The following is a 23,678-nucleotide window of genomic DNA, read 5'->3' as shown; positions in this document are numbered from 1 at the left end:
ACCGCCTGAGCCCTCATGATCCGCCTCGACAACATCAGCAAGCAAGTCGGCCACCAGATCCTGTTCATCGAAGCCTCCGCCGCCCTCCAGCGCGGCGAGAAGATCGGGCTCGTCGGCCCCAATGGGGCCGGCAAGTCGACGCTGTTCCGCATGATCTCGGGCCGTGACCAACCGGATGAGGGCCAGGTCTCGACCGATCGCGGCATTTCGATCGGCTATTTCAACCAGGACGTCGGCGAGATGTCGGGCCGCAGCGCCGTGGCAGAGGTCATGGACGGGGCAGGGCCGGTGTCGTCGGTCGCGGCCGAGCTCAAGGAGCTCGAGGCTGCCATGGCCGATCCCGATCGTGCCGACGAGATGGACGACATCATCGCCCGCTATGGCGAGGTGCTGGCGCGGTTCGAGGAGCTCGACGGCTACGCCCTCGACAGCCGCGCCCGCGAGGCGCTGGCCGGCCTCGGCTTCTCCGAGGAGATGATGGACAAGGACGTCGGCCTGCTCTCCGGCGGCTGGAAGATGCGCGTCGCGCTCGCCCGCATCCTGCTGATGCGCCCCGACGTCATGCTGCTCGACGAGCCGTCGAACCATCTCGACCTTGAGAGCCTGATCTGGCTGGAGCACTTCCTCAAGGGCTACGAGGGCGCGCTGTTGATGACGTCGCACGACCGCGAGTTCATCAACCGCATCATCAACAAGGTCATCGAGATCGACGCCGGCCAGCTCACGACCTATTCCGGCGACTACGACTTCTACGAGCAGCAGCGGGCGCTGAACGAGAAGCAGCAGCAGGCGCAATATGAGCGCCAGCAGGCGATGCTCGCCAAGGAGATCAAGTTCATCGAGCGTTTCAAGGCGCGGGCGTCGCATGCGGCGCAGGTGCAGAGCCGGGTCAAGAAGCTCGACAAGATCGAGCGCGTCGAGCCGCCGAAGCGCCGCCAGGCCGTGGCGTTCGACTTCCTGCCGGCGCCGCGCTCGGGTGAGGATGTCGTCGCGTTGAAGAACGTGTCGAAGAGCTATGGCAGCCGCCGCATCTATGAGGGGCTCGACTTCATGATCCGGCGCCGGGAGCGCTGGTGCGTGATGGGCGTCAATGGTGCCGGCAAGTCGACCTTGCTGAAGCTCGTCACCGGCACGGCCGAGCCCGACGACGGCTCGGTGACGATCGGCGGCAGCGTCAAGATGGGCTACTTCGCGCAGCATGCGATGGATCTGCTGGACGGCGACGAGACCGTGTTCGAGTCGCTGGAGCATTCCTTTCCGCAGGCAGGCCAGGGCTCCCTGCGCGCGCTGGCCGGCTGTTTCGGCTTCTCCGGTGACGACGTCGAGAAGCGCTGCCGGGTGCTGTCGGGCGGCGAGAAGGCGCGGCTGGTGATGGCCAAGATGCTCTACGATCCGCCGAACTTCCTGGTGCTGGACGAGCCGACCAACCATCTGGACATGGCGACCAAGGAGATGCTGATCGCGGCGCTGTCGAGCTTCGAGGGCACCATGCTGTTCGTCTCGCACGACCGGCACTTCCTGGCCGCGCTGTCGAACCGCGTGCTCGAGCTGACGCCGGACGGGCTGCACCAGTATGGCGGCGGCTATACCGAATACGTCGCCCGGAGTGGTCATGAGGCCCCGGGCCTGCGCAGCTGATCACGGATGCCGCCGCCGCGATCACGCGCTCAGCCCTCGATCATCTCTGACACGCGGCTGGCCAGCGCCTCGACGTCGAACGGCTTTGTCAGCACCTGCATGCCTGGCGCGAGCTGGCCGTTGCCCAGGATCGCGTTCTCGGCATAGCCGGTGATGAACAGCACCTTGAGATCGGCGCGGGTGGCGCGCGCCGCATCGGCGAGCTGGCGGCCATTCATGCCGCCAGGCAGGCCGACATCGGTCACGAGGAGGTCGATGCGCCCATTGGATTGCAGGGCGGCAAGGCCGGTCGGTCCGTCCTTGGCTTCGATGACGGCATAGCCGCGCTCGTCGAGCACCTCCATCACCAGCATGCGCACCGTCGGCTCGTCGTCGACAACGAGGATGGTCTTGCCCGTCGGAGCCGATGCCGCGATTGCCGCACGGGCAGGATCCGCGGCGGCAGCTTCGCCGACATAGTGGCGCGGGAAATAGAGGCACATCGTGGTGCCCTGGCCGATTTCCGAATAGATCCGCACCTGGCCGCCCGACTGGCGTGCGAAGCCGTAGACCATCGACAGGCCGAGTCCGGTGCCCTGGCCGATCGGCTTGGTGGTGAAGAACGGATCGAAGGCGTGCTCGATCACGTCGGGCGTCATTCCGGTGCCGGTATCGGTCACGCAGAGCGAGATGTATTGGCCCGCCGGCAGGTCGCGCTCGCGCGCGGCGCGGTCGTCGAGCCATTTGTTGGCCGTCTCGATCGTGATCCGGCCGCCCTCGGGCATCGCGTCGCGGGCATTGATGCAGAGATTGAGCAGGGCGCTCTCGAGCTGCGAGGAGTCGATCAGCGCCGGCCATAGCCCGGCGGCCGTCACGACCTCCAGATGGATCTGCGGCCCGACGGTGCGGCGGACCAGCTCCTCCATGCCCATCACCAGCCGGTTGACGTCGGTTGGCTTGGGATCGAGCGTCTGCCGGCGCGAGAAGGCGAGCAGGCGATGGGTCAGCGCTGCCGCGCGCTTCGAGGCGCCCTGGGCTGCGGCGACGTAGCGGTCGACCTCGGTGAAGCGGCCCTGGCGCAGGCGGGTCTGCAGCATCTCCAGCGAGCCCATGATGCCGGTCAGCAGATTGTTGAAGTCGTGGGCGATGCCGCCGGTCAGCTGTCCGACCGCCTCCATCTTCTGCGACTGTCGCAAAGCCTCCTCGGCTTCGCGCAGCCGCGCCTGCTCGCGCAGCCGTTCCGTCACGTCATAGGCGAACTGATAGGCGCCGATCTGCTCACCCCTCGCGTCGCGCAACACCGAAAAGCGCAATTCATAGAAGCGACGGTCACGGCTACCATCGCCGAATTCGCCGACCTCGACGAACTCCTCGCCTGCCAATGCGCGCGACCACACGGCGCGGACGGCGGCCTGGTGCTCGGGAAGATCCTTGAACAGCTCGAGCAGATGGTCGCCCACCTTGGGCTGGACGCCGAAGATGCGCTGGAATTCCTGGACGGCGGCGCCATTGATCGCGATCAGCCGGAACTGCATGTCCACCACCTGCACGAAGGCATTGGTGCCTTCGACGATGTCGGCGAGCAGCTTGCGCTCGGCGAGCGCCGCGACGACCCGCGCTTCCAGCGTATCGTTGATCTCCTGCAGCGCGGCTTCGGCGCGCTTGCGCGCGGTGATGTCCTGGAAGAGCACCGCGACCTGGCGCCTCGTCGCGGGCTCGACGCGAAACGCGGCCAGCTCCAGGTGGCGGCCGGTGGCGACGAGTTCGCGCTCGAAGCGGATCGGCTCGCCGGTGCGCAGCACGCCGCCATAGAGCTCGACCCAGCCGTCGGCTTCGCCCGGCACCATCTCCCGCACCTTCTGCCCGACCACGTTCGGGATGCCCGCATGCAGGGCATAGGCCGGATTGGCCTCGACGTGGACGTAGTCGCTCAGCGGCCCATGCGGGCCGTCGAAGAACTCGATGATGCAGAAGCCTTCATCGATCGAGTTGAACAGCGTCCGATAGCGTTCCTCGCTCTCGGCCAGCGCCGTCTCGGCCCGTGCGCGCTTGCCGGCATCGGCGGCAAACAGCGCCTTGAGCCGGGCATTCTCACTTTCGAGCTCCTGCAGTTGCCGGCGGAGCGCCTCGATCTCCGGGGAACTCACGCTGCAAGGGCCTCGGCACGTTTGAAGATCAGCAGGGGGGCAAGGGGCATGAGCAGCTCGATGTGGAGATCGACTGACAACATACCATGTCAACGCCGCCTGCGGTACGCTCCCCTTTGATGGAACTTGCGGGATGGTTGTCGAGCCCCGCCGGCGTCTTGGCGGGGCGCTCGTGTCGTCGCTCGCCCGTGGGTCAGCCGCCGGCCTCGCACTTCTTCATGAAGCTGGTCTTGGCGGCACCGGAGAGCTTCTTGCCGTCGGAGCCGACCGCCTTGGTCTCACAGCTCTCGGCCATGCACTTCTTCATGAACGAGGTCTTGGCCGCTCCGGCCAGCGCCTTGCCGTCCTTGCCGACGGCCTTGGTCTCGCAGCTGTCCTCGGCGAAGGCGGAACCGGCGGCGAAGGTCGCGAGCGCGGCAATCAGGAAAAACTTCTTCATGAGCGTGTCTCCTCAGGGGGAACAATGCGGCGGATGGGAGCCGTAAATCTTGGCGCGATCAAGTTTCCTGTTCGGCTATCACCCGAAATCCGGCTGCACGGCCTGTGAACTCATCAGCATGCTACCGGTGACGCCGGTGTGACGTGCTCGACGAGGCGCCCGCCTTCATCGCATCCCGCGCTGCAGAAAGGCCAATGTCTCGGGGTCTCGCGCGCCATCGCAAGAGCGGTCGAGCGCGGCCGCGAACTCCGCGTTCGGGGCGATCGAATCAAACAACGTCATGCAGGATCTGAACTTGATGTCGTCCGGCGAGCCGAGGATCGCGCGGAGCGATTTGTTGCTCACGGCCAGCACGAGGCGGGTGCATTCGCGCAGGCGCGGTCCGAGCACGGGATGATCGAGATAGGCCTCGGCCTCCGCGCGAGAGCGGATGGCATAGCGCTGCGCCATCGCGGAGTGGCCCAGCCCTTCGACCTGCGGAAAGATGAACCACATCCAGTGGGTTTGCTTCCGCCCCGCCGCAAGTTCGGCGGTCACGCGCGAATATATCGAATTCTGTGCGTCGACAAATCGGTTGAGGTCGTGACAATCGGCATTCATCATTTCCTCCAACTACCTGAATTATCTAAATAATCGATTGGCCTGCCGGTCCGGAGCGGTCGTGTATCCGCCCGACTCCGGCGGCGGCGCCGGAGCAATCCGGGCTGGTCTTTGTCTAGATTATGCCGCACTCTTGCCATCCTATGTCATGACGGGTCGAATCGTACCCCTTGGGGTCGGACACCTTCCACGGGTGCTCGAAAAGGGGGGTATATCGGGGACGTGATGGCTTCCAGTGAAGCAAGCGTAGACGTTCTGTTGTCGCAAGGCCGCTTCGGGCGCTCCGAAGCGATCGCACTCGTGCTTGCAGCACTGGCGATCGCGGCGGGCGCAGCGGCATGGATCGATGCGACCAGTGAGCAGCCGCCGGTCGCCACGGCCGCCCTTCCTGCGACCGCCGCGCCCGCCATGACCTTCGAGACCCGCTTCGCGCCGGCTTCCGCCTCGGCGACGGCCTATTCGGAAAAAGACGCTATCCGGGCGCTCGACCGTTTCGCCTTGCGCGGCATCGACCGCCAGCTGCTGGACGCCCGGGCGGCGCTGGTGAAAGGCATGGAGTCGCGCGATGCCGGCGCGCGTGACCTCAACGGCAGCGACTGGCGGCCGACCCTGACGGAAGGCAACACGGTCGCAATGCCCGCGCCGGGCGTGCCGCTGCCGCGGCCGCGCCCATCGGTGGCCAACCTGCCGACCAGCCTCGTGTCGGCCAGTGCGCCCGAAGCGGTCGGCCGCGTCGATGACCGCTCGATTCTGCAGAAGCTGTCGGACATGTTGCCGAGCCCGACCAAGTTCGCCTCGCTCGGGCCCGATAGCGGCATCGTGCGCTCCGGCGTCGATCTCGGCGCGCTCGGCTACGAAAAGACGGCCGTCTACGACATCAAGGCCAAGATGGTCTATCTGCCCTCGGGCATCGGCCTCGAGGCTCACTCCGGCATGGGCAACCTGCGCGACGACCCCGAGCACGTCAATCAGCGCATGGTTGGCGCGACCCCGCCGGCCACCTATGACCTGAAGCCGCGCGAGAAGCCGTTCCACGGCGTGCGCGCCCTGCGCATGAACGTCGTCGAGGGCACGACGCTCGGCCGCAGCGGATTGCTGACTCACCCCTATATGCTGGGTCCGGAGGGCGATTCGAACGGCTGCGTGTCGATCAAGAATTACGATCGCTTCCTGAAGGCGTATGATGACGGCGAGTTCAACCGACTCGTCGTCGTCGTCGGGCTCGAGGCTGGCACCCCGACGCGGACCGCGCAGAAGACCGAGTGACGCATCGTCACCGGGCGCGACCGCGGCGGCGCCGCCTGTCGCATCTTCCGGAAGGTCCTCATGATTGATCCCGCAAAGTCGGAAACGCGTCTGCGTACAACGTTCAACATCAAGGTGAACGGCAAGCCGGTCGTGATTTCGACGGTCGGGCAGGCGCATCAATTCCTCACCAGCCTCAACGCCGTCGAATGGATGGAGTTCAAGTCGCTGCACGACACGGCCATGGCGGCGCTGCAGGACGCGGCCGACAACGCCATCATGACGGTGCAGGCGACCAATGCGGTGCGGACCTTGTTCGTGAGTGCCAAGCTGTTGTGAGTGTGGGGGGATGGTGCCAGGGGCTGACATTGCTTGCTTCTGCCTGCGTTGACCCTCCGCTCCCGCTCCAAACTCACCGTCATCGCCCGGCTTGACCGGGCGATCCAGTATTCCAGAGGCGGCTGTGAGTCCTCGATGGGCCGCGGAGTACTGGATGCCCGCCTTCGCGGGCATGACGGCGGTAGGTGGAGTGCCATCTCGCCTCCTCTTGATGCCGGGGCGCGCGCGCAAGCGCGAGCTATGATGCGCAATTGCGCATCTGCGCATCCATAACCACGAGTGGCAGATTGAGGCGGGCGTATCGCTCCGTCGTGCTCCGCAAGTTCTGCTGCGGCGTATGGATTCCGGGCTCGCGCCCCGGAATGACAGGGAGTTTGTGGAAGCGTTGCTCCGCTCATGACCTCACCTCTCGCAGAACTTGCGACATGTGCGCATGCTCCCGCGTTCTCGCAACGCGCGGCGTCCGAGTGATCCGTTCGTTTTGCCCTCGTCATGAACAGAGGGCGCGGGGAATGCCGGGCTGCTGGCCGCAACCCATGGCCCGCCTGCAGAAAAAAAGCAGGCGGCAGTCACCACAGGTTCAGCCGACAACCGGCATTCCCCGCGCGATGGTCTTCACGGCTGCTTCGCGCGCTCCCCGGTGCGCCGGGCGTTCTGGTCACCGTGCACGATGACGCGCTTTGGGCGCGCCACCGCGGGGGCATCAGCGTCGGGATGCCAGGACCACGCGACTTGACCGTACGCGACGCCAGCGTTCGTCGGCGCAAGATGCGCTGCGCTGCCATCGCGTCCACCGCTCCTCCCGCTCCACGTCCGTGACGACCGCGAACCGCCCCTCCTGCGAGCGGGAGATGACGCGACAAGAGCATCGATTTGGAGTTAGGAAAAGCAGAATATTTTCAACGGCGGGACTGGACAGACCAAATCAGCTTGATCCGTATGGAGAAAATTGTGTTTGCGGGAATCCCGGATTCAGGGTCGCTCCCCCCGGGATGCGCGATGGTGGTGGGAGAATTCGCGCTGAGTCGCCCGACGGGCATCGGCCAGGCTGTGGGGCTGCCGCTCGATTCGTCTACGAAGCGCGACATCGCCGGGGGCGCTGCGGCGCGGCCATATTGCTAGTCGGCCATCGCCTCGGCCTCGATCACGATCTCGTCGCGCTCGACCTTCTCGGCGGGGGCGCCATTCGCTGTCTCGGCCGTCTCGAAATCGTCCTCGGCGATCTCCTGCACCTCGGCCTCATCGCCCCCGGCGGCCGCCGCTGTCTCGACCTGCTCGGCGGCAAGCTCGGCCGCCACCACGGCTTCCGGCTCGGCGGCGTCGGCAGCGGGCTCGCCGAACAGGTTCGGCCCCGGGATCGTGGTCGGGACCACCGGCCGCGACTTGGCCTTGTACCAGGACGAAAATTTCTGGGTGAGGGTGGCTTCGAAATCGGCGAGCGGCAGGGTGTTGCCGTCCTCGTCGGTGATGACGACCTGCCAGCCTTCGGCCTCCATCACCTGCGCATTGGCGATCACGATCAGCGCGCTTTCGCGCTGCTTGCGGATCTTCTGCGACTCCCGCTCGGCGATCATCGTGTACGCCATGACTCAACTCCCAACCATCGACTCTGGGGACGATGGCCCGAAGCACCATCGGTTCGTCGTCACTACGCCGCGAGAGTGTGAGCGCCGCTGGGCCGGATTGCGTTCGCCTAATGACAATTTGGCGGCGCCTCACAGGTTCCGGCGACGGCGTGGGAGTCGAAGATGCAACAGCCGGCAAAATAGTGGTGCAGCGAGACGCGCGCTTGTTGAAGGCGCGCAGCGACGTGTCATCATTCGATTCTGCGGCGGCAACTGCTTCGCGGCAATGCGAGAGCAGCGGGTGAACCGGACAAACAGCGGGCGAATTGGGGACACTGATGCGAACTCATCTGTTCAGGATGCGGAACTTGAATGTGGCAATGGCAGGGCTTGCGCTGGCCATGGTCGCCAGCCCGCGCGCGGGCCACGCCTTTACCGAGGACGACCAGCGGCGGCTGTGCACCGGTGACGTTTTTCGGCTGTGCTCGTCCGAGATTCCCGACCGCGACCGCATCATCGCCTGCATGATGAAGCAGCGCGCCAGCCTCAGCGACGGCTGCCGCAGCGTGTTCGGCCGCCCGTCCGAACGCTCGGCCTCGGCCACGGTGACGCGCTAGCGTCCCCGCCAGCTTCGACAACGACGCGCCGCCGGTTGGCTGGGGACCGACCCGCGGCGTCATGCCGATCTTCGATGATACCGATGCTTCGATGACAATGTGGGCGTGGTAGACTGGCACGGATCATCCGGCCAGGAGTTGACCGCCATGAGCACCCGCATCCTTGTCCTCTACGGCTCCTACCGCTCCGACCGGATGGGCATCCGGCTCGCGCAATTCCTCGTCGATGGGCTGCGCGACAAGGGACAGGACGTCGAGCTGATCGACGCCAAGGCGGTCGGCCTGCCGATGCTCGACCGCATGTACAAGGAATACGAGCGGGGCGAGGCGCCGGCGGCCATGACCGAACTCGCGGCCAAGATCCGCGCGGCCGACGGCTTCGTGTTCGTGACCGGCGAATACAATTGGGGCATGCAGCCGGGGCTCAAGAATCTCACCGATCACTTCCTCGAGGAATGGTTCTGGCGCCCGGCGGCGATCGCGAGCTACTCGGCTGGCCGGCTGTCCGGGGCGCGCGCCGCCACCGCCTGGCACGGCACGTTGTCGGAGATGGGCATGGTCGTGGTGTCGAGCACGCTCGCGGTGGGCCCGATCGGACAGGCGCTCTCGACCGACGGCAAGCCTACGGGCGATGCGGGTCAGTCGCTGGCGCGCGCGTTTCCGCGCTTTGCCGACGATCTGTTGTGGTGGGTCGAAGCCGGCCGGGAACAGCGGGCGCGCAAGGCGCCGCCTTATTGAGCGCTGCGATCTCGATGCAAGCCGGAGCGCGGGGCGCGCGCGCCGGCCAACTTGCGTCCAGCTAGCGCGCGGCGTTGCTCGGCGTGTTGGTCACCGACTGCTGGCGCCGCGGCGCGGCCGCCGTCTGCCCCTGGCAGGGCAGCTCCTTCCAGGTTCCATCAGGGTCTTGCTGGTAGGCGCGGCACGGCGTTGTCGAGGCGGATTGTTCGTCCGCCCTGGCCGTCTGGGAATTCTTCGCCAGTGCGGGAGCTGCCGTGGCGACGATGGCAGCCAGCGAACCGACGAAGATCACGGGGGTGATCCGCATGTGGGGTTCTCCTGCTCGAAGCACCGCCGATTCAAAGTTGGATTGTGGAAACATTTAGGCAAAATCTTCTGGTCCCAGTCCGACGGCTAACGATTGTTTGCCGAGGCTTCCTCGACGTTAACCCGCCTGCCTGGTTGGGCTGGTGGACCCCGGACTGTGGCATCATCTAGGCTGGCGCCGCCGCATTGCTGGGGCTAAGAGCGGAGCTGACGCGCGTGAGCGCCCTCATCGCCACGCAGCCCTCCGACCGGGGCGGCTGCGTTCGGTCAACGGACGTCGCCAAGGTGGCCGGCGCTCCGACATCAGCCGCGGCAACGACAGATCGTGGCGGTTCGCTGCAAGAGCGGGCGAGGGCGTGGATCGCGCAGGCTGACAATTGTGCGATCATGACGCGACCCCGACTGCCCTCTCTCATCGCGCTGCGTGCCTTCGAGGCCGTCGGCCGCAAGGGCAGCGTGCGCGCCGCCGGCGACGAGCTCGCCGTCAGCCACACCGTCGTGTCCCGCCATCTGCAGAACCTGCAGCGCAGCCTGGGTGTGGCGCTGGTGCGCGCCGAGGGCCGGGGCCTGGCGCTCACCGAGGCCGGACGCCAGTTCCATGCCGAGGTCACCCAGGCGTTCGACATCATCGCCCGGGCCACCACGCAAGTGCGGCCGGCGGCGCGACCGACCCTGAACATCTGGTGCATTCCCGGCCTCGCCAACCGGCGGCTGCTGGCGCGGCTGCCCGAGCTGAGCGGACCGCCGCGCAACTGGGACATCAACCTGCAGCCGACCTTGTCGCACCCGGACCTGCCGCGCGGCGAGGCCGACGCCGAGATCGTCTATGCCGAGGCGATCGAGCCGAACGGCAGCGTGATGGCCGAGGCGCTGGTGCGGCCGCGCGTGTTTCCCGTCGCAAGCCCGGCCTATCTGGCGCGCTTCCCGGCGATCGCGGCGCTCACGGGCCTCGCCAAGGCCTCGCTGATCCACGAGGAGTCCACCGCGCAATGGGAGCGCTGGTTCGAACTGGCGGGACTGGACCAGCCGATCAGCTTGCGCGGCCAGCGGCTGTGGCATGCGCATCTGGCGATCGAGGCGGCGCGCATCGGGCAGGGCGTCGCCCTCGCCAACGAGGTGCTGGTCGCGGAGGACATCCGCAGCGGCGCGCTGATCGAGGTGTTGCCGTCGACGGTTCACATGGGCGCCTATCAGCTCGTCGCGCTCAGGGAGCGCTGGGACGAGCCTGCCATCGTGGCGCTCCGCGCCTGGCTGAAGAAGGTGCTGGCTCCGTAGCGGCGCATCGGTGGCTGTCTGGTGCCTTGCTGTTTGGTGCCTTGAAGTCACCTGTCGGGCGGAACAAGCTGATTGATCACGCCGCTGCCTGGCCTAGCCTGCTGCTCAAATCCCGCACGAGAGGTGAGCCATGGTAGCGAAATTGGCTGCGAATGAAGAACTGCTGGCGCGACGACACGATGCCGTGGTCAGGGGCGTGAGCTACGCGACGCCGCTGTTTGCCGACCGCGCTCTCAACAGCGAGGTCTGGGACGTCGAAGGCAAGCGCTATGTCGACTTCGCCGGCGGCATCGCCGTGCTCAACACCGGCCATTGCCATCCGCACATCGTGGCCGCGATCCGCGCCCAGCTCGACCGCTTCACGCACACCTGCTTCCAGGTGCTGCAATACGAGCCTTATGTTCGCTTGAGCGAGCGGCTCAATGCGCTGGCGCCGATTTCGGGGCCGGCGAAGTCGATCCTGCTGACGACCGGCGCGGAGGCGACCGAGAACGCCATCAAGATCGCGCGCGCCGCCACGGGACGTAGCGGGATCATCGCCTTCACCGGCGCCTTCCACGGCCGCACCGCGCTCGCCAACGCCATGACCGGCAAGGTGATGCCCTACAAGAAGCCGTTCGGGCCGCCGCTGCCAGGCGTCTGGCACGCGCCGTTCCCGATCGCCGGCAGCAACGTCTCCGTCGAGGACACGCTGTCCTACATCAACTTCATCTTCAAGGCCGACATCGACGCCTCGCAGGTCGCGGCGATCATCATCGAGCCGGTGCAGGGCGAGGGCGGTTTCCACCAGGCGCCGCCGGAGCTGATGCGCGGCCTGCGCCGGATCTGCGACGCCCATGGCATCGTGCTGATCGCCGACGAGGTGCAGACCGGCTTCGGCCGCACCGGCAAGATGTTCGCGATGGAGCATTACGACGTGCAGCCGGACCTGATCTGCGTCGCCAAGAGCCTCGCCGGCGGCATGCCGCTGTCCGGCGTGATCGGCCGCGCCGCGATCATGGATGCCGCGGAGCCGGGCGGCCTCGGCGGCACCTATGGCGGCAATCCGCTGGCCTGCGCCGCGGCGCTCGCCGTGCTCGACGTGTTCGAGCAGGAGAAGCTGCTCGACCGCGCCAATGCGATCGGCGAGCGGCTGAGGGCGGCGATCGAGCGCTTCTCGCGCGCCAACAATCTGGTTCCGGTTTCCGGGCCGCGCGGTCCTGGCGCGATGGTTGCATTCGATATTCTCAAGCAGCGTGGCAGCGACGAGCCGGATGCCGAGATGACCAAGCGCGTGACCCGCGTGGCGCACGAGAACGGACTGATTCTGCTATCCTGCGGCGTGACTGCGAGCACCATCCGCATTCTCGTGCCGTTGACGGCGTCGGACGCGATCGTGGACGAAGGGCTGGCGATCCTGGAGAAATGCCTGGCCGCGTGACGCGGGCAGGGTGAGTTGGGAAGGCTGGAGGCTTTGCGTGACTGAAACTGCGGCGGCTGTGCCGAACGATGTGATGGAGCGGCTCGCCGCCGCTGTGGATGCCAACTTCAAGCAGCAGGTCGCCTTCCTGCAGCAACTGGTGCAGTTTCGCAGCCTGCGCGGCGAGGAAGCGCCGGTGCAGGACTGGCTGGCGAAGGAGTTCGAAGCGCGCGGCTACAAGGTCGACCGCTTCAACCTCGCCGACGTCGACCTGATGCGGCATCCGAAGGCCGCGCCGATGGACAGCATTGCGCTCGACGGCTCCAAGCAAGTGGTGGCGACGCTCGACGGCGAGGGCAAGGGCCGCAGCCTGATCTTGCAGGGCCACATCGACGTCGTGCCGGAGGGACCGACCGACCTCTGGAGCGACGCGCCCTATGAAGCCATCGTGCGCGACGGCTGGATGATCGGCCGCGGCGCGCAGGACATGAAGGCCGGCGTCTCCGCGATGATCTTCGCGCTCGATGCCATCAAGGCCGCCGGCTTCGTGCCGGACGGGCGCATTCACCTGGAGACCGTGACCGAGGAGGAGAGCACCGGCAACGGCGCGCTCTCGACCCTGATGCGCGGCTATACGGCTGATGCTTGCCTGATCCCGGAGCCGACCGGCCACACGCTGACCCGCGCCCAGGTCGGCGCGATCTGGTTTCGCCTGCGCGTGCGCGGCACGCCGGTGCACGTCGCCTATGCTGAGACCGGCACCAACGCCATTCTCTCGGCGATGCATCTGATCCGCGCCTTCCAGGAGCACACCAAGGAAATCAACGCGCGCGCCAAGTCGAACGCGTGGTTCTCAGGCGTGAAGGATCCGATCAAGTTCAACGTCGGCATCATCAAGGGCGGCGACTGGGCGAGCTCGACGCCGGCCTGGTGCGATCTCGATTGCCGCCTCGGCGTGCTGCCCGGCGAAACGCCGGCACAGGCCATGGCCGGCATCGAACAGTGCCTCGCCGAGGCGCAGGCGACGGATAGTTTCCTGTCGGAGAATCCGGTCGAGCTGGTGTGGAGCGGCTTCCAGGCCGATCCCGCCGTCTGCGAGCCCGGCAGCGCTGCCGAGGCCGCGCTCGCCGAGGTTCATGCGCGGGTGTTCGAAAAGCCATTGGACGTGCGGCTGTCCACGGCGGTCAACGACACGCGTTACTACACGGTCGACTACGGCATTCCGGCGCTGTGCTACGGCCCCTACGGCATCGGTCCGCACGCGTTCGACGAGCGCGTCGATCTCGACAGCGTGCGCAAGACGACGCTCTCCATTGCGATGTTCGTCGCGCAATGGTGCGGGCTACGGCCGGCATGATCAGCGTTGCACTTCTCAGCCGCCCGGGGCTGATGGATCCGATGAAGGCGGTGCTCGCGCGCGAGCTGCCGGGCGTGACCGTCGCATCCTGGCCGGAGCCCGCCGCACGCGACGCGGAGCTCGCGGTGTGCTGGAAGCCGGAGCCCGGCGCGCTCGCGGCGATGCCGAAGCTGCGGCTGATCCACTCGATCGCCGCCGGCGTCGACAACATCCTGTCCGACCCGGCCGTTCCCGATGTGCCGTTGTGCCGGATCGTCGATCCCGACATCACCTCGGCGATGACCGAGTTCGTGCTGTGGAGCACGCTGTATTTTCATCGCGATTTCGACCGCGTGATCGGCAATGCGCGTGACGGCCTCTGGCGCCGCTACGAGCAGCGTGCGGCCGGGGATTGCAGGGTCGGCATTCTCGGGCTCGGGGCGCTCGGCTCCGACGCCGCGCTCCGTCTCGTCGCGCTCGGCTACGCTGTCAGCGCGTGGTCGCGCTCGCCCAAGCAGCTCGACGGCGTGAGGACGTTCAGCGGTGCCGATGCGCTCGATGACTTCCTCAGCGAGGCCGATATCCTGGTCTCGCTGCTGCCGCTCACGCCGTCGACGGTCGGGCTGCTCGATGCGGCGCGTCTGAGCCGGTTGCCGAAGGGCGCCGCGCTGATCCTGTGCAGCCGCGGCGAGCACCTCGTGATGGACGACATGGTCGCGCTCATCCGCAGCGGTCATCTGCGCGGTGCCGTGCTCGACGTGTTCGAGCAGGAGCCGCTGCCCGCGGACCACCCGCTGTGGCGCGAGCCGGGCGTGCTGGTGACGCCGCACATGGCGGCGATCGCGTCCTGGGAGACGATTGCGCGGCAGGTCGCCGAGAACGCCCGGCGGCTGCTGCGCGGCGAGCCGCTGCTCAACGTCGTCGATCGCGCTCGCGGCTATTGAGCCGCCGCGCGGGGTCTATTCGAGCGTCTGCACCGGCGGTGCGACGGGGCCGCGCGGGGCCGGCGGCGCGGCGGCGGCTGTCCTCGGTTGCGACGGTGCGCTGCGCGGCGCCGCCTGCGGCGGCTGCGCGGAGTCAACCATTGCCGCCTGGCTGTCGCGGACCGGACGACGGACCTGCTGGGAGCGGGCTGCGCGCGAGCGTCGGAAGCCCCAGGAGCGGGCGATGGAAGGGCCGGCGGTGTAGCCGACCACGGCGCCTGCGACAGCGCCGACCGGACCGAACACGACGGCGCCCGACAAGGCGCCGAGCGCAGCATCACCGCCGCGATGCTCGTCGGCTCGCGCTGACGGCATCAAGGCAGATGTCATGAGTGTGATTGCAAGCGCCGTTGTGGCCAGCATTCTGGTCATGCGATGTCCCCTTCGTCTCACCGCCGCCGAAATGAAGGACAAATGTGGCGAGAAGAATGCGGTTGGGGACGACCCGCTGCGTGGGCGGCCGACGAGTGCGTCAGCTCTGCGTCACACGGCGGGTTCCGTACTTGGCGCGCCATTTCGGGCCGGGGCCGCGCATGTAGTAGCGCTCGGGACGGTAGGGATCGCTGACCAGCGCGAAGAAGCTCTTCCAGCGATCGCGCAACGCAGCCAGGCGGAGATTTCCAGACGCGAACATCACGGGCCTCGATCTCAATGCATACGGCCGAGGATGGATGAGAACGGCACCGCGAAGATCTCCTCGTCGAGGTCATCGGCGACGTGAAGCACCCAGTCGCGCCAGTCCTCCTCGCTCTCTGCCGAAATCAGTGCGTGCATCACGCGCGTCGCGTGGTCGCGCGCTTCGGAGAGATCGAGGACCGCGGTTCCACGCCGGTCGATCAGGATCTCATCGTCGTTGGAGCAATGAAAGAAGACCTGTGTCATGTCTCGCTCCTCAGCCACCATCGCTCGAATCTATCTCACAACTAGCAGCGCAGCGCGCTGCGCGAAATTACGATTGAGCACGTAAGGTAAATTACGGGCGCAGTGTTGCCTTTTGGAACCGCATCTGCCGTGACCGGAATCACACAATTGCGCGATTCTGGAACTCATCGCGCGCGTCGTGGTTAACGGCGAATTCCAGGGCGATAGGAGCACCGCGCATGATGTCCGAAACGAAGATTCATGCCGTCGCGCGCCAGATGCTGGAGATGCACGGGCCTGCCGCGATCGCGCAGGCCGCGCAACAGGCGCTAAGATGCGAGACGGGCGGCGAGGCGGAGGAGGCCAGAGAATGGCGCCACATCGCGGAAGCCATGAAGATGATGCGCGGGCCGCATCAGAGCTGACCTCATCGTTCTGATTTTAGTGAATCGTCGGCGGCGCGCTCGGGCGCATGCGCCGACTCTGCTGCGCGCATTCGTGGCAGGGGCTGCCCGTCAAGAGGGGGCGTCCGCATTCTCATCCTGGTTTCCGACCCAATTTGCCCGCAAGATTCAGGCAATGATTCGGCAGCGGATTCGCCGTTGACCAACGTCGTCGGCACGACCGCCGTCCAGGGATATTGCCATGGTCTTTTTCAAGCGTGAGCTGAGCCCGGTCGAGATCTTCGAGCGCGCGCTGAAGGACAAGCAGGCGGCGCGGCAGCGGCTGACCGAGCGGCTCGTCGTCGCCGAGCGGGCGCTGGAGGAGAAGCGCGTCGCCGCCGAGCGGCTCGCCAAGGCGAGCGCCAGCAACGGCCAGCTCGACCGCGCCGAAGCGAAGATGCAGGCGGTCGAGCACAAGGCCAAGGCGCTGCGCGCGTCCGTGGCCGAATGCGACGAGCAGATCGTCCTGGCCGAACGCGCCTTTGCCGATGCGGTGGCGCAGCGCGACCGCGACCGCGCCGCCAACGAGATCGAGGCGGTGGCGTCCGCGATCGAGCAGGCGGTTCCGCGCTTCGAGATCGGTGCGGCGGCCCTCGTGGACGCGGTCACGCGCGGCCGTGCCGCGTTGACCGAGGCCAGCCGCTTCGCCGCCGATGTCGACGATATCCGCCGCGAGGTGCTGTCGGCCGCCGAGCTGATCTGCTGGGAGCTGCGTACGGCGGCGACGCGCACGCGGGCGGGCAACATCAACGTCGCGCTGCTGGCGCCGCCCGAGGTCAGGCAATTGCCCGCGCCCGAGACCGACCGCCAGATGATCTACACGCTCAATCCGCTGACCTGGCGCGAGGGCGAGGAGGTGAAGCGCGTTCCCGCCTTCACCATGACGGCGCTGCCCAAGGCGCTGTTGCCGCTCGCACTGGCGCACCAGCACGTCGACTATCTCAATGCGCGGCGGGTGCAGACGCTGATGCATGTCCATGGCAGCGGGCCGCAGCAGAGCGAGCCGACGCCGGACGATCCTGCGCTCGTCGATCTCGACGCGCTCGCGGCGCAGCCCGAGGAAACCCCGCGGGCTGACGTCGCCTGAGCCTTGCGGCCGGGCAGCGGCATTCGCGTTGCCTGCGACGCGTGCGATCCGGCTCGCTGCCGGTTCGCTGCCCCGCCGCCAAACGAGATGGGACGGCGCCCGCAATTTCCCGGGCATCGTCATCCGGGTGTGGCCGACATCCGCAACCTGCGCTATGCTCCGCGTGCGAGGCGGACGGTTGCGCCCTGATGTGTTCGACCGCTCGCGTCCGACATCGAGCCGTGTCCTGAGCCGTGCCTTTGCGAGCTGCGTCCTGGCGATTTGCGTTTTGCCGAGTTGTGTCTTTAGCGTTGTGTTTTGAGCTGTCTGAGGCGGGGCGGCAGCGATGATGACCTTACCGGAGCTCGCGGCAGCGGCGTTGGAGCGGTTCCTCAGCTCCTATATGCGCCGGCGGTTCGGATCCTCCCACACTCAGCTGTCGGAGATGCTTCCGGCGGCCGCGCGCATCGCGCTGGAATGCATCGGCAACAGCGATGCGCTGTACCACAACGTCGAGCACACGCTGCTGGTCACGCTGGCTGGCCACGAAATCCTGCGCGGGCGCGCGCTCCACAGCCACATGACGGCGGAAGACTACGTCCATGTGATCATGGCCTGCCTGCTGCACGACATCGGCTATGTCCGGGGCCTGTTCAAGGAGGACGACAGCGACGGGTTCGTCGTCGATCGCGGCGGCCGCAAGATCTGCCTGCCGCGCGGCTCATCGGATGCCAGCCTGATGCCGTATCACGTCGACCGCTCCAAACTGTACGTGATCAATCGCATCGAAGGCATGGCGCCGCTCGACAAGGATCGCATCGCACGCGCCATCGAAGGCACGCGCTTTCCGCCGCTCGCCGGCCAGCTGTTCGACGAGGAGCAGTCGATCGTGCGCGCCGCCGATCTGATCGGCCAGCTCGGCGATCCCAACTACATCCGCAAGGCCAATGCGCTGTATCACGAATTCGAGGAGGTCGGCATCAACCGGCAGCTGGGCTACGGCTCGCCCGCCGATATCGTCAACCGCTATCCGCAGTTCTATTGGAACAGCGTCGCGCCCCATATCCAGACCGAGATCCGCTATCTCAATATGACCTCGACGGGGCGGCAGTGGATCGCCAATCTCTACGCCAACGTGTTCCGCGCCGAGCGCGACATCTCGCTGTCCGGCCCGCAGAGCTGAGGGCGGCTAGAGCATGATCCGGAAAAGTGGAAACCGGTTTTCCGAAAAGATCATGCTCAAACAAAGAGATAAGATCATGATGCGTTTCCGCCGAAACGCATCATGATCTAGCGCCGGCCGCCGACCTCGTCGATATGGCCGAGGAGATCGGCCGGATCCTCGTAGACGCGGATCGCTCCGGACTGGCGCAATTCCTCCGAGCCATAGCCGCCGCTGAGGAGGCCGACGCCGAGCGCACGGCAGCGCGTTGCGGCCAGCATGTCCCAGATGCTGTCACCGACCACCACGGCGCGCTCGATCGGTACGTCCAGGCGGGCGGCCGCCGCGAGGAACAGGTCGGGATCGGGCTTGGCGTAGCGAACCTCGTCGCGCGTGACGACCGGGCTCTGCCTGGGATCGACGCCCAGCGCTGCGAGGTTGACGGCGGCCGTCTCCATCCGGCCTGATGTCGCGATCGCCCAGGGGATGCCGGCATCGGTCAGGAAGGCCAGCAGCTCGCGGGCCCCGGGCAGGGGACGGACCCGACGTCCGAGCTCCTGGTAGGCTGCCGCATGCGCGCGCCTGAGCCGCTCGATCCGGTCCGGCTCCATCGCGAAGCCGGTCTCGCGCAGCAGCTGGTTGGTGAACAGCCCGCCGCTCATGCCGATCTTGCGATGAATGCGCCACACCGACAGCTCGATGTTCTCGGCATCGAGCGCCGTCTTCCACGCCAGCACATGCTGGTAGACGCTGTCGACCAGGGTGCCGTCGAGGTCGAACAGAAAGGCGGTCTCGATGCGCATGGCGTTGCTCCGCGGCGGCGATCAGACAGAGCCAAGCATCGGCGGCCGTTCGGGTTCCTTCGCAGGCGGCGAAGGTCATCCGGCCGTCCGATGCAGGCTGCCGCGGCGGTTCAGCGGACGCGCGAGCATCGGTGTTTGGAGACGCGCCCCATTGCGTGCCCCGCAGCCGGTGCATCGTCCAGCGTGCTCAGGCCATGCTCTCGGCTCGCGGTCTCAGCCCTCGGTCTCAGCCCTGGATCTCAGCTCTCGATCTCAGCTCTTGGGGCGGATGAAGCCGGCGAGGGTCTTCTTGTGCGCCTCGCACCAATTCGTCATGCCCAAGCGACGCTGATCCAGGTCGATGGTTTGCGTGGCGATGGCCACCTCCGCCATCAGATCGTCGTCCTGCTTCTCGCCCATCTTGCCGCCGGTGTGCATGTAGGCGATGGCCTTGCGGACCTTTTCGGTGGTGCCGTCAGGCATCTGCATGTCCTGCGCCTTTTTCACCAGATCCTGATAGGCGACGTCGATGCCGGGGCATTCGACCTTGGTGGCGAACGCCTCCAGCACCAAGGTCGTGTAGACATGGCGCGGCTCGGCGCTGGCCGGAGCCACGGCCGCGCTCATCAGCAGTGCCGCAATGGTCAATTTGGAACGCATACCGAGCAGACCTCCCGTTTATCTTCGGCAAGTATTTTCGGTAAGGCTAGCCTCGGACTGCGGCGCGATCAACAACGAGGGCAGTGCAGCAAGCGCGAATTGATCGCGCCGGCAGCGGCCTATTTGTTGAGGCGGCGCTCCTGCTCCTTGAGCAGGATCTCCAGCTCCTCGCTCTGCTGGGCCAGACGGTCGGCGTTGCGCTCCTCGTCGGCGGCGCCCGACTGCGAGGCGGCCTGCTCGGTGATCTGGCGAATGTTGTCGCGCAGGATCGCGATGCGGTCGGCGAGGTCGGAGGTGGAAAGAACGGTCGGATCGGTCAGGCTCATGAACCCCTCGCAGATAGGCTTTTCAGGCGCAGTTCCTTAGCTCGGAAAGCCTCGTGGCGACAAGTGCATCGGGCCGCTGCATCAACCCTGCTGCGGATGATGGTGGAGATGTCTGCGAGCGCTGCGCCCTGCGGCGTCAGCGCACCGGCATCGGCGGGCGCACGACCGGCTGATCTGGATCGGCCGGTGCTGACGGCAAGGCCATCGGCGCCGGGGGCGGCGGAACCATGTTGGCTGCCGACGACGGTGGCGTCCGCGGGCGGTGCGGCACCGCCGCTGCGGGCTGCCCCGGCGTCACGGCGGCGGTTACGGGCCGCGGGGCCGGGCGCGGCCGTATCGTCTGCTCGATGGCCCGCGCGTCGAACGGCCGCGCTTCCGCCGTCCGCTCGGACGACTTGTCGGACGCCTTGGCCTCCGCCACGCGCGCCATCTCGCGCGCCATCTGCTCCTGGCCGGACCTCAGCTGGGCGAGGCTCGTCTTCAGCTCGCCGATCTGTTGGGTCAGGGCCGCGAGGTCGTGAGCCATGGATTGCAGCAATTGCGCCTGCTCCTGCGACGCGCTCGCGCTGATCGCACCCGTCGCGGGTTCCTGCGTCTGCGATGGGGTGGCTGCGGCGCTCTCCTGCGCCGCTGGCGCTGCCGGCTGCGGAGCTGCATCCTTGTCGACATTCGAGGCCAGCGAGATCCGCGGCATCCAGTGTGCGATCATCTCCTGGGCTTGGTCACCATAGCTCTGCCAGGCGGCTGCTGCGACCGCGCTGCCCACGGCGAACAGCACGGCCAGAACGGTGCGCACGATCCAGGTGCCGACCGTGGTGCGCCGCTCGACCTCCGCAAGGCCGCTGGGCGGCTGAGTTCGGAACTCGGGATCGATCTTGGGCGAGGGAACCTCCGGCGGACGCTGCGCGCTCCGGCGATCGGCCTCGATGCCGGGCCGGTCGGCCCGCGCTGCCAGCACGATGTCGGGATCGATCACGGCATGGGGCTGCTGATCCGCATCTTTGGTGGTGGTCGTTGCAAGCATTGACGCTCCGTCCTCCGTTGTCGTCCGCCTCGGCGGCGGCGCTCGGCTCTGTCCCGACATGTCCTACCCGACATGTCCTACCAGCGTGTCGTCCTACCAACGCGTCGTCGTACTAACGTCGTCGTACCAACGTCTCGTGGCAGCAACGTCTCGTGGTAACAGCGCCGGATGACGAGGTCGTCTGACGATGACGACGTCACGAGACGCTCGGCCCGGAGGCCGCATCAGCACAGAACCTGGATACCGGTTGTCCCGTGTGCGCATGCTTCTGCATGTGCACGGTGTTGGTCGTGGCCTGAGCGGATGCCTCGGAACGCCCCATCATCGTTCCGCCGCGCCGACGCTCGGCCGATTCACTCGTGTCCTCCGCACTCCCTGCCATATCAGGCCAAACCAAGGCAAAGGCATGGCCGTCAGCGCATGGCAGCTAACGCATGACGATCAAGACACTGCAGTCCGGACTTGGCGGCCAGAGCCTTTGCGGCCAGAGCCTTTGCGGCCACAGTCTTTGCGGCCAGAGAGCAGGACGGTTGCGCACGTCGCTCGACACTGATCTGAGGTCGCAGGATGAGCATACCCCTAATGACCGACGAAGGCTACCCGATGGCACAAGGCTGCGCCGCGGCCAACCCCTGCACGCTCGGCGACCCCTGCCAACCGGTCAGCGCTTCAGGATATCGTCGGCCGGCAGCCTGATCTCGCACCGCAGGCCGCTCGGCTCGAAACGGCGCGTCACCTGCGCGCCGACATCATAGGGCAGCATCTGCTCGAGCAGCACCGTACCGAATCCCTGCCTGCCCGCCGTCATCCGGTGCCCGGACATGCCGGTCTCGGTCCAGTCGATCACGAGAGAACGGGCCGCGTCGCGCTCGTCGAGACGCCATTCGATGCTGATGAAGCCCCGCGGAACGGTCAGCGCGCCGTATTTCAGCGCATTGGTGGCGAGCTCGTGCATCGCAAGCCCGATGCTCTCGGCCGCCTTCGCCTTGATCCGGAGCGAGGGACCCGACAGCGAGAACTGCCGGTCCTCGCGCGCGGCGCCTGCGCGCAGCTCGTCGGCGATCAGCTCGGCAAGATCGAAGCCGGCGACCGGATCGCGCGTGATCACGGCCTGGATGCGCGACAGTGCGGAGATGCGGCCCTCGAGATGACCTGCGAAATCCTCGACGCTGTCGCTGCTGTCGCCGGTGCGCCTGATGATCGAGCGGATCACGGCGAGCAGGTTGCGCACCCGGTGCTGCAGCTCGGCCAGCAGGAACTTCTGATGCTCGTTGGCCGACACGACTGCGGTGATGTCCTGGGTGATGCCGCCGATGCGCTGGACGTGACCGGTCGCATCGACCATCGGGAAACTACGGATTCGCAGCCAGCGGATCGCGCCGTCGGTCTGTCGGATGATGCGGAAGTCGAAGCTGTCGCGCTCGCCCCGCCGCGCACGGTCGAGGCTCTCGACGGCGCGCGGTCGATCCTCGGCCAGCATCAGATCGGTCCATGGCGTGATATGATCGCCTTGGAGCACGGCCGCGCGCGGGGCGCCATAGATCGCCTCGAATGCGGGGCTGATATATTCCCAATGCAGGCTGTCTGCGTCCCGGATCCACAACACGTCGGAGGACGCCTCTCCGAACTGGCGGAAGCGTGTCTCGCTGTCGCGCAGCGCGGCTTCGGTCCGCTTGCGGTCGTCGATGTTCATCGCAAGCTCGACCAGGGTGCCGTCGCCAATGTCGCGGCCGGCGAACATCATCCAGGTGCGCTCGCCGTTCTTGCGGAAATATTCCTTCTCGTACGGACCAATCCGGCCGGTCTGCTGCAGCAGGTCGATCTGAGCAGCGGAGCTGACGCGCCATTCCGGCGGTGTCATGCGCTGCCACGTCAGCTGGCGGTTCGCGACCTCCTCGCGCGAATAGCCGGTCATGTTGAGGAAGGCGTCGTTCGCATCGATCAGCGTGCCCTCGACATGATCGAAGAACAACACGCCGACCGAGTCGATCTCGAGGATGCGCTGCAATCGATGCGCGCTGGCCTCGCTGCCGTTTGCAGCGGGCTTGGCAGACGCCGGCATGTCGTGGTGGCGCGGCTCACCGCAGGCCAGGCGAATGGCGAGATCCGGATCGGACCGTGTGACTGCCAGCACGTCGGGATCGAGCGAGAGCTCGGGATGGGCGTCGGCCCAGAAATGCGCCATGCGCAGATAGGCCATGAACGCCGTCAGGACTTCGAAGCGGGGCTCGCCGAACGCCTTGCGAAGCGCCAGCCTCGAGCGAGCGGCCGCCTGGCTCGAAACGAACATGGCCGAAGCCGCGTCGAGCAGGTCGGCCTCGCCGTCGCTGCCTGGCTCAGGAATGTCGATGGGGTCCTCGACCGCCTCCAGACGGGTCAGTGCCGCCGTGATGCGCGCGGGATCCGCGAGCGGAAACGAGAGCAGAGCGCGGGCCTGATCGAGCGTCTCCGGCTGAAATGCCGCATCTGCGGCGGGGGTGCCGAGCCCGATCAGGAAGCCGAAATGCCGGGTGAGGCAATAGGACGACCCGTTGAGGCGTGAGAGATGGACCGCAAGCCGCTCCTTGAACAGCGCCGGCAATGGCGCATCGAGATAGGCGCATTTCGCGAGCTGCCACAACTGCCGCACGGTCTCGGGCGCCGTGGGCGTCGGCCGGAACAGGTTCGGCATCAGCCCGAGGCGCTGCACGATCTCCTGCTCGAAGGGCCCGTCAGCCATGCGCTGTTCAACCATCGCCGTTTCCCAGG

The 23,678-nt window shown here is 66.8% G+C and carries 25 protein-coding genes; 12 read left to right on the top strand and 13 right to left on the bottom strand.

The window, feature by feature from the left end; genetic code table 11:
* Window positions 1–15 precede the first annotated feature (15 nt).
* Complete coding sequence (gene abc-f, locus QX108_RS04885; protein WP_315720376.1) at window positions 16–1,638, top strand: ribosomal protection-like ABC-F family protein; 1,623 nt, start codon at window positions 16–18, stop codon at window positions 1,636–1,638.
* Between the two features lie 29 nt (window positions 1,639–1,667).
* Here abc-f and QX108_RS04880 read toward each other — a convergent pair whose 3' ends face one another.
* The 3 genes from QX108_RS04880 to QX108_RS04870 form a co-directional block, all read right to left on the bottom strand.
* The gene (locus QX108_RS04880; protein ID WP_315779309.1) at window positions 1,668–3,764 is read right to left on the bottom strand and encodes a PAS domain-containing sensor histidine kinase; all 2,097 of its coding nucleotides are present in this window, start codon (window positions 3,762–3,764) and stop codon (window positions 1,668–1,670) included.
* A gap of 193 nt (window positions 3,765–3,957) precedes the next feature.
* On the bottom strand, window positions 3,958–4,203 hold the full coding sequence (locus tag QX108_RS04875; RefSeq protein ID WP_172109516.1) for a hypothetical protein: 246 nt from the start codon (window positions 4,201–4,203) through the stop codon (window positions 3,958–3,960).
* Window positions 4,204–4,368: 165 nt separating this feature from the next.
* Complete coding sequence (locus tag QX108_RS04870; protein WP_315779307.1) at window positions 4,369–4,803, bottom strand: DUF1810 domain-containing protein; 435 nt, start codon at window positions 4,801–4,803, stop codon at window positions 4,369–4,371.
* Between the two features lie 225 nt (window positions 4,804–5,028).
* Here QX108_RS04870 and QX108_RS04865 point away from each other — a divergent pair, with 225 nt between their 5' ends.
* Window positions 5,029–6,069, top strand: coding sequence for a DUF2778 domain-containing protein (locus QX108_RS04865; protein ID WP_315720374.1), 1,041 nt, complete (start codon window positions 5,029–5,031; stop codon window positions 6,067–6,069).
* Window positions 6,070–6,129: 60 nt separating this feature from the next.
* Entirely contained in the window at window positions 6,130–6,387 is a 258-nt protein-coding gene (locus QX108_RS04860; RefSeq protein ID WP_315720373.1) for a hypothetical protein, read from the top strand.
* A gap of 1,118 nt (window positions 6,388–7,505) precedes the next feature.
* Here the strand turns inward: QX108_RS04860 and QX108_RS04855 are convergent.
* Window positions 7,506–7,973 carry a hypothetical protein gene (locus tag QX108_RS04855; protein WP_315720372.1) on the bottom strand — a complete coding sequence of 156 codons (468 nt, stop codon included), beginning with the start codon at window positions 7,971–7,973 and terminating at the stop codon, window positions 7,506–7,508.
* A gap of 338 nt (window positions 7,974–8,311) precedes the next feature.
* Here QX108_RS04855 and QX108_RS04850 point away from each other — a divergent pair, with 338 nt between their 5' ends.
* Window positions 8,312–8,569 carry a hypothetical protein gene (locus QX108_RS04850; RefSeq protein WP_246739045.1) on the top strand — a complete coding sequence of 86 codons (258 nt, stop codon included), beginning with the start codon at window positions 8,312–8,314 and terminating at the stop codon, window positions 8,567–8,569.
* A 147-nt stretch (window positions 8,570–8,716) separates the two neighbouring features.
* On the top strand, window positions 8,717–9,307 hold the full coding sequence (locus QX108_RS04845) for an NAD(P)H-dependent oxidoreductase (RefSeq protein WP_315779304.1): 591 nt from the start codon (window positions 8,717–8,719) through the stop codon (window positions 9,305–9,307).
* 61 nt (window positions 9,308–9,368) lie between these two features.
* On the opposite strand, the gene QX108_RS04840 is transcribed toward QX108_RS04845, so the two are convergent.
* Window positions 9,369–9,614 carry a hypothetical protein gene (locus tag QX108_RS04840; protein ID WP_315720370.1) on the bottom strand — a complete coding sequence of 82 codons (246 nt, stop codon included), beginning with the start codon at window positions 9,612–9,614 and terminating at the stop codon, window positions 9,369–9,371.
* A gap of 386 nt (window positions 9,615–10,000) precedes the next feature.
* Between QX108_RS04840 and QX108_RS04835 the strand changes: the two genes are divergently transcribed.
* From QX108_RS04835 to QX108_RS04820, 4 genes are all read left to right on the top strand, one after another.
* Entirely contained in the window at window positions 10,001–10,888 is an 888-nt protein-coding gene (locus tag QX108_RS04835) for a LysR substrate-binding domain-containing protein (protein ID WP_315779302.1), read from the top strand.
* A 130-nt stretch (window positions 10,889–11,018) separates the two neighbouring features.
* Complete coding sequence (gene gabT, locus QX108_RS04830) at window positions 11,019–12,308, top strand: 4-aminobutyrate--2-oxoglutarate transaminase (RefSeq protein WP_315779301.1); 1,290 nt, start codon at window positions 11,019–11,021, stop codon at window positions 12,306–12,308.
* A gap of 37 nt (window positions 12,309–12,345) precedes the next feature.
* Window positions 12,346–13,644, top strand: coding sequence for an ArgE/DapE family deacylase (locus QX108_RS04825; protein ID WP_315779299.1), 1,299 nt, complete (start codon window positions 12,346–12,348; stop codon window positions 13,642–13,644).
* Entirely contained in the window at window positions 13,641–14,567 is a 927-nt protein-coding gene (locus tag QX108_RS04820; RefSeq protein ID WP_315779297.1) for a glyoxylate/hydroxypyruvate reductase A, read from the top strand. The genes QX108_RS04825 and QX108_RS04820 overlap by 4 nt, the downstream gene beginning before the upstream one ends.
* Window positions 14,568–14,582: 15 nt before the next feature.
* Here QX108_RS04820 and QX108_RS04815 read toward each other — a convergent pair whose 3' ends face one another.
* The 3 genes from QX108_RS04815 to QX108_RS04805 all read right to left on the bottom strand — a co-directional run bounded on the left by QX108_RS04815 (window position 14,583) and on the right by QX108_RS04805 (window position 15,488).
* Window positions 14,583–14,978, bottom strand: coding sequence for a hypothetical protein (locus tag QX108_RS04815; RefSeq protein ID WP_315720365.1), 396 nt, complete (start codon window positions 14,976–14,978; stop codon window positions 14,583–14,585).
* A 100-nt stretch (window positions 14,979–15,078) separates the two neighbouring features.
* Window positions 15,079–15,240 carry a hypothetical protein gene (locus QX108_RS04810; protein ID WP_172184744.1) on the bottom strand — a complete coding sequence of 54 codons (162 nt, stop codon included), beginning with the start codon at window positions 15,238–15,240 and terminating at the stop codon, window positions 15,079–15,081.
* Window positions 15,241–15,254: 14 nt separating this feature from the next.
* Complete coding sequence (locus QX108_RS04805) at window positions 15,255–15,488, bottom strand: DUF6894 family protein (RefSeq protein ID WP_172109503.1); 234 nt, start codon at window positions 15,486–15,488, stop codon at window positions 15,255–15,257.
* Window positions 15,489–15,709: 221 nt separating this feature from the next.
* Between QX108_RS04805 and QX108_RS04800 the strand changes: the two genes are divergently transcribed.
* From QX108_RS04800 to QX108_RS04790, 3 genes are all read left to right on the top strand, one after another.
* Window positions 15,710–15,892, top strand: coding sequence for a hypothetical protein (locus QX108_RS04800; protein ID WP_315726198.1), 183 nt, complete (start codon window positions 15,710–15,712; stop codon window positions 15,890–15,892).
* Between the two features lie 220 nt (window positions 15,893–16,112).
* Window positions 16,113–16,997 carry a hypothetical protein gene (locus tag QX108_RS04795; protein ID WP_315779294.1) on the top strand — a complete coding sequence of 295 codons (885 nt, stop codon included), beginning with the start codon at window positions 16,113–16,115 and terminating at the stop codon, window positions 16,995–16,997.
* 325 nt (window positions 16,998–17,322) lie between these two features.
* Complete coding sequence (locus QX108_RS04790; RefSeq protein WP_172109501.1) at window positions 17,323–18,159, top strand: HD domain-containing protein; 837 nt, start codon at window positions 17,323–17,325, stop codon at window positions 18,157–18,159.
* Between the two features lie 107 nt (window positions 18,160–18,266).
* Here QX108_RS04790 and QX108_RS04785 read toward each other — a convergent pair whose 3' ends face one another.
* From QX108_RS04785 to QX108_RS04765, 5 genes are all read right to left on the bottom strand, one after another.
* Window positions 18,267–18,941, bottom strand: a complete 675-nt coding sequence (locus tag QX108_RS04785; RefSeq protein ID WP_315720363.1) for an HAD family hydrolase — start codon at window positions 18,939–18,941, stop codon at window positions 18,267–18,269.
* 252 nt (window positions 18,942–19,193) lie between these two features.
* Window positions 19,194–19,580 (bottom strand): hypothetical protein, encoded by a 387-nt coding sequence (locus tag QX108_RS04780; RefSeq protein WP_315720362.1) that lies wholly within the window; start codon window positions 19,578–19,580, stop codon window positions 19,194–19,196.
* Window positions 19,581–19,699: 119 nt separating this feature from the next.
* Window positions 19,700–19,906 (bottom strand): hypothetical protein, encoded by a 207-nt coding sequence (locus tag QX108_RS04775; protein ID WP_172109498.1) that lies wholly within the window; start codon window positions 19,904–19,906, stop codon window positions 19,700–19,702.
* 136 nt (window positions 19,907–20,042) lie between these two features.
* Window positions 20,043–20,930: a hypothetical protein gene (locus QX108_RS04770; protein ID WP_315779291.1), complete on the bottom strand. Its 888-nt coding sequence runs from the start codon at window positions 20,928–20,930 to the stop codon at window positions 20,043–20,045.
* A 661-nt stretch (window positions 20,931–21,591) separates the two neighbouring features.
* The gene (locus tag QX108_RS04765) at window positions 21,592–23,664 is read right to left on the bottom strand and encodes a PAS domain S-box protein (RefSeq protein ID WP_315720360.1); all 2,073 of its coding nucleotides are present in this window, start codon (window positions 23,662–23,664) and stop codon (window positions 21,592–21,594) included.
* Window positions 23,665–23,678 lie beyond the last annotated feature (14 nt).

It is taken from the genome of Bradyrhizobium sp. SZCCHNR1002 (genome assembly GCF_032381435.1).
Taxonomy (GTDB): domain Bacteria; phylum Pseudomonadota; class Alphaproteobacteria; order Rhizobiales; family Xanthobacteraceae; genus Bradyrhizobium; species Bradyrhizobium aeschynomenes.
This window is presented reverse-complemented; position numbering and strand designations above follow the sequence as displayed.